The sequence below is a fragment of the Pantoea sp. EKM103V genome, from assembly GCF_011800365.1.
Classification (GTDB): domain Bacteria; phylum Pseudomonadota; class Gammaproteobacteria; order Enterobacterales; family Enterobacteriaceae; genus Pantoea; species Pantoea anthophila.
The window spans coordinates 70,748-82,212 of record NZ_JAALFQ010000009.1 but is presented as its reverse complement, the minus strand read 5'-3'; the positions used below and the strand labels follow the sequence as shown (position 1 = coordinate 82,212).

14 protein-coding genes are annotated in these 11,465 nt (G+C 56.7%); 2 read left to right on the top strand and 12 right to left on the bottom strand.

The genetic code is table 11. The annotated features are described in order from the left end of the window. Nucleotides 1–26: 26 nt before the first annotated feature. A complete protein-coding gene (gene yfhb / locus HFD97_RS16900; RefSeq protein ID WP_140029715.1) occupies nucleotides 27–665 on the bottom strand; it encodes a phosphatidylglycerophosphatase C in 639 nt (212 codons plus the stop codon). Between the two features lie 156 nt (nucleotides 666–821). On the opposite strand from yfhb, the gene HFD97_RS16895 reads away from it, so the two are divergent. Both HFD97_RS16895 and HFD97_RS16890 read left to right on the top strand, forming a co-directional pair. After that, nucleotides 822–1,661 (top strand): MurR/RpiR family transcriptional regulator, encoded by an 840-nt coding sequence (locus HFD97_RS16895; RefSeq protein WP_009088675.1) that lies wholly within the window; start codon nucleotides 822–824, stop codon nucleotides 1,659–1,661. A 55-nt stretch (nucleotides 1,662–1,716) separates the two neighbouring features. Beyond that, the gene (locus HFD97_RS16890) at nucleotides 1,717–1,965 is read left to right on the top strand and encodes a YfhL family 4Fe-4S dicluster ferredoxin (protein ID WP_009088672.1); all 249 of its coding nucleotides are present in this window, start codon (nucleotides 1,717–1,719) and stop codon (nucleotides 1,963–1,965) included. Here HFD97_RS16890 and acpS read toward each other — a convergent pair. The 11 genes from acpS to rpoE form a co-directional block, all read right to left on the bottom strand. Beyond that, nucleotides 1,962–2,342, bottom strand: a complete 381-nt coding sequence (gene acpS / locus HFD97_RS16885; protein WP_009088670.1) for a holo-ACP synthase — start codon at nucleotides 2,340–2,342, stop codon at nucleotides 1,962–1,964. The two genes, HFD97_RS16890 and acpS, sit on opposite strands and share 4 nt — an antisense overlap. Next, a complete protein-coding gene (pdxJ, locus tag HFD97_RS16880) occupies nucleotides 2,342–3,073 on the bottom strand; it encodes a pyridoxine 5'-phosphate synthase (RefSeq protein ID WP_009088667.1) in 732 nt (243 codons plus the stop codon). Before pdxJ ends, acpS begins: the two co-directional genes overlap by 1 nt. A 72-nt stretch (nucleotides 3,074–3,145) precedes the next feature. Beyond that, on the bottom strand, nucleotides 3,146–3,874 hold the full coding sequence (recO, locus tag HFD97_RS16875) for a DNA repair protein RecO (RefSeq protein ID WP_167431533.1): 729 nt from the start codon (nucleotides 3,872–3,874) through the stop codon (nucleotides 3,146–3,148). 4 nt (nucleotides 3,875–3,878) lie between these two features. Next, entirely contained in the window at nucleotides 3,879–4,784 is a 906-nt protein-coding gene (gene era / locus HFD97_RS16870) for a GTPase Era (RefSeq protein ID WP_009088664.1), read from the bottom strand. 95 nt (nucleotides 4,785–4,879) lie between these two features. Beyond that, nucleotides 4,880–5,560, bottom strand: coding sequence for a ribonuclease III (rnc, locus tag HFD97_RS16865; protein ID WP_009088661.1), 681 nt, complete (start codon nucleotides 5,558–5,560; stop codon nucleotides 4,880–4,882). 131 nt (nucleotides 5,561–5,691) lie between these two features. Then, a complete protein-coding gene (lepB, locus tag HFD97_RS16860; protein WP_009088659.1) occupies nucleotides 5,692–6,666 on the bottom strand; it encodes a signal peptidase I in 975 nt (324 codons plus the stop codon). A gap of 9 nt (nucleotides 6,667–6,675) precedes the next feature. Next, nucleotides 6,676–8,475 (bottom strand): translation elongation factor 4, encoded by a 1,800-nt coding sequence (lepA, locus tag HFD97_RS16855; protein ID WP_009088658.1) that lies wholly within the window; start codon nucleotides 8,473–8,475, stop codon nucleotides 6,676–6,678. Between the two features lie 218 nt (nucleotides 8,476–8,693). Continuing rightward, complete coding sequence (rseC, locus tag HFD97_RS16850) at nucleotides 8,694–9,158, bottom strand: SoxR-reducing system protein RseC (protein ID WP_046102382.1); 465 nt, start codon at nucleotides 9,156–9,158, stop codon at nucleotides 8,694–8,696. Then, complete coding sequence (gene rseB, locus HFD97_RS16845) at nucleotides 9,155–10,111, bottom strand: sigma-E factor regulatory protein RseB (RefSeq protein ID WP_046102383.1); 957 nt, start codon at nucleotides 10,109–10,111, stop codon at nucleotides 9,155–9,157. Before rseB ends, rseC begins: the two co-directional genes overlap by 4 nt. Next, nucleotides 10,111–10,764 carry an anti-sigma-E factor RseA gene (gene rseA / locus HFD97_RS16840; protein ID WP_009088654.1) on the bottom strand — a complete coding sequence of 218 codons (654 nt, stop codon included), beginning with the start codon at nucleotides 10,762–10,764 and terminating at the stop codon, nucleotides 10,111–10,113. Before rseA ends, rseB begins: the two co-directional genes overlap by 1 nt. 27 nt (nucleotides 10,765–10,791) lie before the next feature. Beyond that, nucleotides 10,792–11,370: an RNA polymerase sigma factor RpoE gene (gene rpoE, locus HFD97_RS16835; protein ID WP_009088652.1), complete on the bottom strand. Its 579-nt coding sequence runs from the start codon at nucleotides 11,368–11,370 to the stop codon at nucleotides 10,792–10,794. Between the last annotated feature and the right edge of the window lie 95 nt (nucleotides 11,371–11,465).

The window sequence follows — 11,465 nt, the reverse complement described above, 5'->3', positions numbered from 1 at the left end:
CGGCGCATTATAGCGGGTGCCGAAACTTATTCCAGCTGTTGCAGCTCACCTGCCGGTGTCACGCGCCAGCGATGCTGGCAGAAAAACAGCAGCGGGTTATCCTGTTTGCTATCGCTGTAGCCGCTGTAGAGCTGCAAAGGCGTGCCGATTTTCTCTTCGAGCTGGGCGACTTTCTCATGGCCGAGGCAGCGCATGGCCAGCACCCGTCCCCCCCAGCCTCGCCGCATCTGACTGGCAATCAGCTTCACGCGCGGCAGAAAGGCGGAGTCATAGTAGACCTGCTCCACCAGCGACTGAGGCGATCCGGTGATCAGCCAGACATCGGCGTCATCACTGCCGAGGTAGTCGGTCAGGCGCTGCTGCACCACCGGAAAGGCGGTGACCCGCTGGCGAAACCACCGGGCAAACTCCGCCTCAAGTCGCAGCAATGCCTGCTCTGAACGGCCAAAGGTAATCGACCAGAGCAGCAGGCTCATGGGCCAGCGGGCCGCCCGGCCTTTAAACAGCAGGCCGATCCCCACCACCGGCAGGAGGGGCACCACCAGCAACAGATTAAGTGGTCGCCGGCGCAGCAGATAGCGCATAAAGGTGCCGAACATGTCCTGCTGGTGCAAAGTGCCATCCAGGTCGAAAAATACGATGCGACGTTGTGTTCCCCTGGTCAAACAACTCTCCTTCGGGTCTGGTTCCGGAATCATAAAGAGTAGTGTAGCCATCATCAGGCGTAACGGCGATGAGTGTCATTTTTAATTCCGATGACTACAATGCCTGATGAATAGTTTATTCTTCTCCGATTATCCCCTGAATGATGAGGATTGGGCATGAGTTCATTGCTGCGCATTCGCCAGCTTTATCCACGTCTGGCACTGAACGAGCGTCGGCTGGCCGATTTTTTACTGTCGCAACCTGACAGGGCGCGTCATCTCAGCTCGCAGAAGCTGGCGGAGGAGTCCGGCGTCAGCCAGTCGAGCGTGGTGAAGTTTGCGCAGAAGCTGGGATACAAAGGATTTCCGGCGCTGAAGCTGGCGCTGAGTGAGTCACTGGCGGACAAGGATGCCATCACGGTGCATAACCATATTCTCAGCGACGACCCGCTCAAAATGGTGGGTGAAAAACTGCTGACCGAAAAGCTGTCGGCGATCCGCGCCACGCTGGATATCAACAGCGAAGAGAAGCTCAACGATGTGCTGCAGCTGCTGAAGAATGCCCGGCGTATTCTGCTGGTGGGGATTGGGGCGTCAGGTCTGGTGGCAAAAGACTTCTCCTGGAAGCTGATGAAGATCGGGATCAATGCCGTGGCGGAGCAGGATATGCACGCCCTGCTGGCCAGCGTCCAGGCGATGGGGCCGGGCGATGTGCTACTCGCCATCTCCTATACCGGTGAACGGCGCGAGATCAATCTGGCCGCGCAGGAGGCCGCTGAGGTGGGTGCGGATGTGGTCGCCTTTACCGGCTTTACCCCGAATACGTTGCAGCAGAGCGCCAGTTACTGCCTCTATACGGTGGCGGAAGAGCAGAGTACCCGCAGCGCGGCGATCTCCTCGACGACGGCCCAGCTGGCCCTGACCGATCTGCTGTTTATGGCGCTGGTGCAAAACGATCCGGAGCGCGCCTCCAGCCACATTCGCCACAGCGAGGCGCTGGTGAAAAAGCTGGTCTGATCAGCGGGAGCGCGTATAATACCCGCGCTTTTTCTGTTGTTATCAGGTGGGAAACATGGCGTTATTGATTACGTCCAGATGCATTAACTGCGATATGTGCGAACCGGAGTGCCCGAATCAGGCGATCTCACTGGGCGAGGCGATCTATGAGATAGATGTCAGCCGCTGCACCGAATGTGTCGGCCATTATGAGGCGCCAACCTGTCAGCAGGTCTGCCCTATCGATAACACCATCATCGTTAACCCACAGCACACCGAATCACGCGATGCGCTGTGGGAGAAGTTTGTGCTGCTGCACGGCTAGTTTTCGATAATCACCGTGGCGCAGGCGTAGTGACGTTCATCTGCCAGCGTCACGTGTACCCGGCTGACGCCCAGCTGCTGTGCCACTTCCGCCGCGTGCTGGAAGAAGCGTAATCCCGGTTTTCCCAGCGCATCGTTGTAAACTTCAAACTGATTAAACGCCAGGCCGCCGCGAATGCCGGTACCAAAGGCCTTGGCCGCCGCCTCTTTCACCGCAAATCGCTTGGCGAGAAAACGCACCGGCTGCTGATGGGCCTGATACTGCTGCCATTCGGCTTCGCTCAGCACCCGACGCGCCAGACGATCGCCGGAGCGCTCAATCACCCCGGCAATGCGTTCGATCTCAACGATGTCCGTGCCCAGTCCCAGAATAGCCATCAGCGACGGGCTTCACGCAGCAGCTGTTTCATCTCTCTGACCGCTTCCGGCAGGCCACTCATCACCGCACGACCGATAATCGCATGGCCGATATTCAGCTCATGCATCTCCGGCAGTGCCGCAATGGGCAGGACGTTGTGGTAGGTCAGGCCGTGACCGGCATTCACCTTCAGCCCCAGGCTGGCGGCAAAGGTCGCGGCGTGGCGAATACGGGCCAGTTCCGCCTCGCGCGCCAGCCCTTCCGGTGCTTCGGCGTAGGCGCCGGTGTGAATTTCGATATAGGGCGCGCCGCTGGCAACGGCGGCTTCGATCTGACGGTGGTCGGCATCAATAAACAGCGACACCAGAATGCCCGCATCACTCAGCAGTCGTACCGCCGCAGTGATCTTCTCCTGCTGCCCTGCCACATCCAGGCCGCCTTCAGTGGTGACTTCCTGACGCTTTTCCGGCACCAGGCAGCAGAAATGGGGCTGAATATCGCAGGCGATACCGATCATCTCATCGGTCACCGCCATCTCCAGATTCATACGGGTCTGGATGGTGTCGCGCAGAATACGCACGTCGCGGTCAGTGATGTGGCGGCGATCTTCCCGCAGATGCACCGTGATGCCATCTGCGCCCGCCTGCTCAGCAATAAACGCCGCCTGCACCGGATCGGGATAATTTGTCCCACGGGCATTTCGCACCGTGGCAATGTGATCGATATTGACGCCTAACAGCAACTCAGCCATGACTATCCTCACTTCTTTTCCATCGGGGTGTTGAGTGTACCGCGCCCATCTCAGCAGGCGGTACGACCAGCGCTACTCATCTGTCTGTTCGGGCTTCTTCTTCGGGATAAGCTGGCGAAACAGCTCCTGACTCTTCAGCGGCTTGCCGCCCAGATAGGGCTTCAGGGCGATGCGGGTAAAACGCTTCGCGGCGCGCAGGCTCTCTGCATCGGGAAAGTCGCGTTCATAGAGGGCACGCAGTTCCCGGCCGGTAAAGCTGCGCTGATTGAGCACCAGGCTGGCGATAAAGCCACGCTCTTCGCGGTAGCTGTAGGTCATGTTATCCGTGATCGGCTCGCCGCTGCCTGCGCAGTGCAGGAAATCGACGCCATAGCCCAGGTGACCGAGCAGCGCCAGCTCAAAACGGCGCAGGGCCGGTTCGGGCTTGCCGTGCGTTGAGGCTAGCGCCTGCAGACAGTGAAGGTAGTCGAAGAAGAGTTCCTGGAAAGGCGATTCCTGCTGCAGCACGCGAGAAACCAGCTCATTCACATAGAGACCGCAGTAGAGGGTAATGCCGCTGAGCGGCAGTGCCAGCGACACCGCTTCGGCGTTGCGCAGGGTTTTGACTTCACCCCGCCCGCTCCAGCGAACCAGCAGGGGGGTAAAAGGCTGTAACGCGCCCTTCAGCTGTGAGCGCCGGGAACGTGCGCCCTTGGCCAGAACCCGCACCCGCCCTTCATTTTCACTGAACAGGTCGAGCAGCAGGCTGGTTTCGCTGAAGGGGCGACTATGCAGCACAAAAGCGCGTTGCCAGCCTTCCATCAGATCAGAGATCGTCTGTATAACCCAGGCTGCGCAGAGCACGTTCGTCATCTGCCCAGCCGGATTTCACTTTCACCCACAGTTCGAGATGCACTTTCGCTTCGAACATCTCTTCCATATCCCTGCGCGCTTCGGTGCCGATGGTTTTGATTTTGGCTCCTTTGTTGCCAATCACCATCTTCTTCTGCCCTTCGCGCTCGACCAGAATCAGACCGTTAATATCGTAACCGCCCCGCTCGTTGCTCACGAAGCGTTCAATCTCTACCGTGACGGAATAAGGCAGTTCAGCGCCCAGGAAGCGCATCAGTTTTTCACGGATGATTTCAGACGCCATAAAACGCTGGGAGCGGTCAGTAATGTAATCTTCCGGGAAGTGATGATCGGCCTGGGGCAGATGCTTGCGGGTGATCGCCGCAATGGTATCGACGTTTTTGCCGCTTTCGGCAGAGATCGGCACGATGTCGAGGAAGTTCATCTGCTGGCTCAGGAACTGCAGATGCGGCAGCAGCACGCTCTTGTCCTGGATATTATCGACCTTGTTGATCGCCAGGACGACCGGCACTTTGCCGTCACGCAGCTTGCCTAATACCATCTCATCGTCTGGCGTCCAGCGGGTGCCTTCCACTACGAAGATCACCAGCTCCACGTCGCCAATAGAGCTGCTGGCAGCGCGGTTCATCAGGCGGTTAATCGCGCGCTTCTCTTCCATGTGCAGACCGGGGGTATCGACGTAGATCGCCTGATATTCGCCCTCGGTGTGAATGCCCATGATGCGGTGGCGCGTGGTTTGCGGCTTACGCGAGGTGATCGACACCTTCTGCCCCAGCAGCTGGTTCAGTAAGGTGGATTTACCGACGTTAGGTCGGCCAACAATCGCGACAAAGCCGCAATAAGTAACGTTTTCGCTCATTCGAATCCTGAGTTATTCAGCGCCTGCTACGGCGCCGAAAGAGTGCAATGTGTCTTAGCGCATCCGGCGTCCGCAGACGCCGGTATGCCGGAGTGCTATTCGAGGCCCAGCTTGATCAGCGCCTGCTCAGCGGCAGCCTGCTCAGCTTTACGACGGCTGGAGCCGACGCCGACAACCGGCTCGGCCATGCCACTCACCTGACAGTGAATGGTGAATTCCTGGTCGTGGGCTTCGCCACGCACCTGCACCACCAGATAGCTGGGCAGCGGCAGGTGTCGTCCCTGCAGATACTCCTGCAGGCGGGTTTTGGGATCTTTCTGTTTATCGCCCGGACTGATCTCGTCAAGGCGCGTCCGATACCAGTCGAGGATCAGCTGCTCTACCCGTTCGATACTGCTGTCGAGGAAGATGCCGCCAATCAACGCTTCGACCGTATCGGCCAGAATCGATTCGCGGCGGAAGCCGCCGCTTTTCAGCTCGCCCGGCCCTAAGCGCAGGCATTCACCGAGATCAAATTCGCGCGCCATTTCAGCCAGCGTATTGCCGCGCACCAGCGTGGCGCGCATGCGGCTCATGTCACCTTCATCAACCCGCGGGAAGCGATGATAAAGGGCATTCGCAATCACATAGCTAAGAATAGAATCGCCAAGAAATTCCAGGCGTTCGTTGTGCTTACTGCTGGCGCTGCGGTGTGTCAGGGCCTGCTGTAACAGTTCCGAATGAGTAAAAGTGTAGCCCAGTTTGCGCTGAAGCTTATTAATCAGGATGGGGTTCATGCGATTCCAGTTCTTTGTTGCGTCTGTGACTCTGCATACCAAACGGGGCTGGCTTTCCAGCACGTTCCGTTTGGTGTGCAGTGGCCTCCCAAAGGAGGCCACCCGTTTTGCCTGTTAATCAGACAATTTTATCAGTGAATACCGCCGATACGACTGAATCGTACGCCGGTTGGCCACTGGCCTTCCTGTTTCTCAAAGCTCATCCAGATAGCGACCGCTTTACCGACCAGGTTACGCTCCGGGACAAAGCCCCAGTAGCGGCTGTCGGCGCTGTTATCACGGTTGTCGCCCATCATGAAGTATTGCCCTTTCGGCACCACCCAGGTCGCTTGGGGCTGGCCCGGCTGCTGATAATACATGCCTGCCTGACTCTGCGCTTCGTTTACCAGCAGAATGTCATGCGTTACGCTTCCGATGGTCTCTTTACGGGTGCCCAGGCGCAGTCCGCCGCGCAGGGTATCGCCCTGCGGCACCTGATAAAAACCGTTACCGGTTTCGTTGCCATCAAAGCCGCTGAAGGTCTGGATAAACTTGCTTGGCTCAACGCTGGTGTAGGTCACCGGCAGCGCAGAGTCACAGGCTTTGCCCTCATCGCAGGCCGGTTTCACCGTCAGCGTCTTACTGTAAGGATCATAGATGACTTTATCGCCCGGCAGGCCGATCACGCGCTTAATGTAGTCCAGGCTCGGATCTTTCGGGTATTTAAAGACCGCGATATCGCCGCGCTTCGGCTGACCGGTTGGGATCAGCGTGGTCTGGGTGATCGGATCTTTAATCCCGTAAGCAAACTTCTCCACCAGGATAAAGTCACCGATCAGCAGGGTTGGCATCATCGAGCCAGACGGGATCTGGAACGGTTCGTAGATAAACGAACGCACGATGAACACCACGGCCAGCACCGGGAAAACAGAGGCGGTGGTCTCCACCCAGCCAGGCTGTGAAGAGACCTTCGCCAGCGTTTTGCTGTCGAGTGCGTTGCCGGTCTGCGCCTGCGCCGCGGCCTGCTTTGCACGGCGCTCCGGCGCCCATTTGAAACGATCAATTACCCAGACGATGCCAGTAATCAGCGTCGCTATCGCCAGAACCAGGGCGAACATATTAGCCATTGGAAATCCTTATTTGCTGTCCTTACCGACATGCAGAATGGCGAGGAACGCTTCCTGTGGCAGCTCAACGTTGCCAACCTGCTTCATTCGCTTCTTACCATCTTTCTGCTTCTGCAACAGTTTCTTCTTACGGCTGACGTCACCGCCATAACATTTGGCGAGAACGTTTTTACGCAACTGTTTAACCGTTGAACGTGCGATGATGTGGTTACCAATGGCGGCCTGAATCGCAATATCAAACTGCTGACGCGGGATGAGATCTTTCATCTTCTCAACCAGTTCGCGGCCGCGATAAGGGGCGTTGTCGCGGTGCGTGATCAGCGCCAGCGCATCCACACGCTCAGAGTTGATCAGAACGTCAACGCGCACCATGTCAGAGGTCTGGAAACGCTTGAAGTTGTAATCCAGCGAGGCATAACCGCGTGAGGTCGACTTCAGACGGTCGAAGAAGTCGAGCACCACTTCTGCCATCGGAATTTCGTAGGTCAGCGCGACCTGATTGCCGTGGTAAACCATGTTGGTCTGCACGCCACGCTTCTCAATACAGAGCGTAATAACGTTGCCCAGATACTCCTGCGGCAGCAGCATGTGACATTCCGCAATCGGTTCACGCAGCTCTTCAATGTTGTTCAGCGGCGGCAGCTTAGAGGGGCTGTCGACATAGACCGTATCACCGCTTGTGGTCACGACTTCATACACAACCGTCGGCGCGGTGGTGATCAGGTCGAGATCGTATTCACGCTCCAGACGCTCCTGAATGATCTCCATGTGCAGCAGACCCAGGAAGCCACAGCGGAAACCAAAGCCCAGCGCCGTTGAGCTTTCTGGCTCATAGAACAGCGAGGCGTCGTTCAGGCTGAGCTTGCCGAGCGCATCACGGAAGGCTTCATAGTCATCGGAGCTGATTGGGAACAGACCGGCGTAAACCTGCGGCTTCACTTTTTTGAAGCCAGGCAGCGCTTTGTCAGCCGGGTTGCGGGCGGTGGTCAGGGTATCGCCCACCGGCGCGCCGAGGATATCTTTGATGGCGCAGACCAGCCAGCCCACTTCACCGCAGTTCAGTTCGGTACGGTCGACCTGTTTCGGGGTAAAGATACCCAGACGGTCCGCATTATAGGTCTGGCCGGTGCTCAGGACTTTAATCTTGTCGCCTTTGCGCATGGTGCCGTTTTTCACACGCACCAGTGAGACCACGCCCAGGTAGTTATCAAACCAGGAGTCGATAATCAGTGCCTGCAGTGGCGCTTCCGGATCGCCTTCCGGCGGCGGAATATCGCGCACTAAACGTTCCAGCACGTCAGGCACGCCAACGCCGGTTTTGGCAGAACAGCGCACCGCATCGGCGGCATCAATGCCGACGATATCTTCAATCTCCTGCGCCGCGCGCTCAGGGTCGGCAGCCGGCAGGTCGATTTTATTCAGAACCGGCACTACTTCCAGATCCATCTCAATCGCGGTGTAGCAGTTCGCCAGTGTCTGCGCTTCAACACCCTGACCGGCATCCACCACCAGCAGTGCCCCTTCACAGGCAGCCAGTGAGCGGGACACTTCATAGGAGAAGTCTACGTGGCCCGGGGTGTCGATGAAATTGAGCTGGTAAGTTTCGCCGTCTTTCGCATGGTAGTCGAGTGTGACGCTCTGTGCTTTGATGGTGATGCCACGCTCACGCTCCAGATCCATAGAGTCAAGAACCTGCGCAGCCATTTCACGGTCTGTGAGGCCACCGCAGATCTGAATAAGGCGGTCAGAGAGCGTGGATTTACCATGGTCGATATGAGCGATGATGGAGAAATTTCTTATGTGCTTCATTTATAGGGATATCTTCGCTTAAAATTCAGTTGAAAACCTGAGCACAGACACATTCAGGAAGATCGCTCTTTACCCACAATCCTGTCAGCCTCATTAATGACGACGCATATTACACTGTTAACGCCGCGCATAAAAGAATGGAACGAGGTGGAAGCGAAACAGATATCTGCGCAGGGCAGAACGGACAAAGGCCGCGGAGTGCGCGGCCTGGACGTGCATTACGCTTCGCTTTCGACACGCAGCGCATCGGGAGGTAAAGCGATGTTGAGGATCACCGGCTGAAAGGCTTCGCGATCGCCAAATTTCAGTGAAACGCCTTTGGCGATAATAAAGCCGCCAACGCCGCCCAGCAGTGCACCGCAGGCCGCCGCCAGATCGCTGCTGAACAGCGACTGAAACAGGCCTGCCACCAGAAAGAGGCCCAGCAGTGGCGTCATGTAGACCAGCAGTGCCGAACCGAGCAGGCTGCTCTCCCTGATGCCCAATTCGATGCGCTGCCCCGGCTGCAGTGGCTCGCTGCTGGCGATCTGCATCACGTGCGCATTTTTCGGGCCGAGTTTATTCAGCATATGACTGCCACAGCCTTTGCGCGCCTGGCAGCTGTTGCAGGAGGTTTTTGCTTCGGTGTGCAGCGTGGCGATGCCATCCTGCCATGCCACCACGGTGGCCCATTCTCTCATCATTTCTGTGATCCCAGGTCGATGCTGTCCGCAATACGTTTAGCGGTTGAAGGCGGTATCTCGCCAATCACCGCAATCTCGTAATTATTGCGCACAACAGTCTGAACCGTACGACGCCCAGTGCGCAATGTCTGGGTAAGGCTGGTTTTATCCGCCGGCGTCACGTTGATCGCAAAACTGAACAGGCCGTCGCTGTAGAGCTTCGATTCCATATTTTTGTTCAGCGCCGGCAGCGAACGGCGATTCTGCGACACCAGTGACATCCCGGCAGGGATCCAGCCTGGCTGCCAGGTAAGCGTGACCGCATCCCCTTTCGGCACCGACAGCGACGGCGGCAGATTGGCTTTTTCCAGCCCCTGCATCAGGTTTCGCACCCCCTCATCCACCGCAAAACTGATCACGCGGAACTGCTCCAGCGTTTCACCATCACGGTCAAGCAGGTCAATGCGCAGCGGCAGTTTGGTGTCGACATCCAGCCAGACCACATAGCTGTAGCGGGTCCCATCCCGTGAAACGATACGCAGCACATCACACATCTGATCGGCAATGCGCGAGCGTCCCACGGTAATAAAATCGTAGGCGCTGGCCAGCTTGCTGAAGTCAGCAAAAATCACAGACGGCAGTGCGTCAATGATGTGATTGCCGGGAAGCGAAAAGGGATCGAGGCCAGGTTCGAAGTAACTGATATCGTTGCCGCGCTGGATCACTTCCCGACGCGGCCCGTCCATCTGCAGTAGCTGAGCAAATATCCGGTTATCGATCACAGCATGTCGATAGCGCAGCGATTCGATGCCGATGCGGGAGACGTTGATATAGGCGAATTCGTAGTTGAGGTTCTGGCTTGCCTGTTCCATCTGCTGCAATAGCGCCCCGGACGCCGAAGTTTGCGCCGGGGCAACAGATGACCACAACAGGCTGCCTGCCAGCAGGCTAACAGCATACCAATGCGGCTTCATTACTGCTGCTGCTGTCCTAAAGATTGGTTTCCGGGAACATCCACCTGTGCCTGTTTAGGGGCATCGGTTTCGAATTGCAGCTGATCAGCGTGCAGACGACGCTGCAGTTCATAATCCTGCAGCATCGCATTGACGCGACGGCGCTGATCCTGAACCTGCTGATTAGAACTGTTGGTGTCAAACGCATCAGACGGCACGCCCAGACTGACCGGCGACGCTTTACCCATCATCGGCAGCGTATTGAACACCGGCGAGTCAGAGGTCTGAGTCGCGCTACCCTCAGGCTGATTGTAATGCTGAACACCCACGATGACGGCCAGTGACACACAGGCCGCCACACCCACCTGCGTCAGCTGTGCTGCCCACGGACGCGCTTTTTTCCAGAACGGCATTTTTTCCCAGCGGGAAGGTTCTGGCTGAGCTTCAGGGATCAACGTTGTGACAGAACGCAGCGGTTCTTTTTCGATAGCAGCAGCGACGCGCGCAGAGATATCGAAATGCAGGTGCTCACTGACGTCACCGCGCATGGTATCGCGGATGAGGTGATAGCTTGCCCAGCTTTTCTGCAGTTCTGCGTCCTTCGATAAGGCGGAAAACAGCTCGTTATCTAAGGTCTCACCATCCATTAAAGCGGAAAGTTTTTCTTTCTGCATGCCTATGTACCCTTCCAGTAGCCGTTATCACTGACGTTGGATAAGCGGTTGAACTTTGTTATCAATAGCCTCTCGCGCACGAAAGATACGTGATCGAACAGTGCCTACCGGGCAATCCATAATGACGGCGATCTCTTCATAGCTCAGGCCGTCCAGTTCCCTGAGGGTGATTGCCATACGCAAGTCCTCGGGTAGCGCCTCGATGGTACGAAAGACAATTTGTTTCAATTCGTCAGACAACATTAAGTTCTCAGGGTTCGAAATTTCTTTTAATGCACCCGCACTTTCGAAATTTTCTGCGTCAATCGCATCCACATCGCTGGATGGCGGACGACGCCCCTGAGCAACCAGGTAATTTTTCGCTGTATTGACCGCAATGCGGTACAGCCAGGTATAAAAGGCGCTATCGCCACGGAATGAATCCAGTGCGCGATACGCTTTGATAAATGATTCCTGTACGACATCAGGCACATCGCCTGAAGGTACATAGCGTGAAACCAGGCTCGCCACTTTGTGCTGGTAACGAATCACCAGTAAGTTGAAAGCTTTTTGATCTCCCTTCTGAACCCGCTCGACAAGAACCTGATCCGTTAACTGCTCGCTCATCCGAGGTAATGTCTCCCCAAACTTTTCTTACGCATAAAGTAACTGCCAGCACATCTCATTGGTTCTGAGCAAGCATGCGCTTAGAGTTGTGATGT

What these genes read in the sequence shown, in the direction of transcription:
- rpoE (WP_009088652.1), bottom strand. Translation starts at nt 11,370, where the DNA reads ATGAGCGAGCAGTTAACGGATCAGGTTCTTGTCGAGCGGGTTCAGAAG.
- era (WP_009088664.1), bottom strand. Translation starts at nt 4,784, where the DNA reads ATGAGCGAAAACGTTACTTATTGCGGCTTTGTCGCGATTGTTGGCCGA.
- lepB (WP_009088659.1), bottom strand. Translation starts at nt 6,666, where the DNA reads ATGGCTAATATGTTCGCCCTGGTTCTGGCGATAGCGACGCTGATTACT.
- HFD97_RS16895 (WP_009088675.1), top strand. Translation starts at nt 822, where the DNA reads ATGAGTTCATTGCTGCGCATTCGCCAGCTTTATCCACGTCTGGCACTG.
- rseC (WP_046102382.1), bottom strand. Translation starts at nt 9,158, where the DNA reads ATGATGAGAGAATGGGCCACCGTGGTGGCATGGCAGGATGGCATCGCC.
- rseA (WP_009088654.1), bottom strand. Translation starts at nt 10,764, where the DNA reads ATGCAGAAAGAAAAACTTTCCGCTTTAATGGATGGTGAGACCTTAGAT.
- rseB (WP_046102383.1), bottom strand. Translation starts at nt 10,111, where the DNA reads ATGAAGCCGCATTGGTATGCTGTTAGCCTGCTGGCAGGCAGCCTGTTG.
- pdxJ (WP_009088667.1), bottom strand. Translation starts at nt 3,073, where the DNA reads ATGGCTGAGTTGCTGTTAGGCGTCAATATCGATCACATTGCCACGGTG.
- HFD97_RS16890 (WP_009088672.1), top strand. Translation starts at nt 1,717, where the DNA reads ATGGCGTTATTGATTACGTCCAGATGCATTAACTGCGATATGTGCGAA.
- lepA (WP_009088658.1), bottom strand. Translation starts at nt 8,475, where the DNA reads ATGAAGCACATAAGAAATTTCTCCATCATCGCTCATATCGACCATGGT.
- acpS (WP_009088670.1), bottom strand. Translation starts at nt 2,342, where the DNA reads ATGGCTATTCTGGGACTGGGCACGGACATCGTTGAGATCGAACGCATT.
- rnc (WP_009088661.1), bottom strand. Translation starts at nt 5,560, where the DNA reads ATGAACCCCATCCTGATTAATAAGCTTCAGCGCAAACTGGGCTACACT.
- recO (WP_167431533.1), bottom strand. Translation starts at nt 3,874, where the DNA reads ATGGAAGGCTGGCAACGCGCTTTTGTGCTGCATAGTCGCCCCTTCAGC.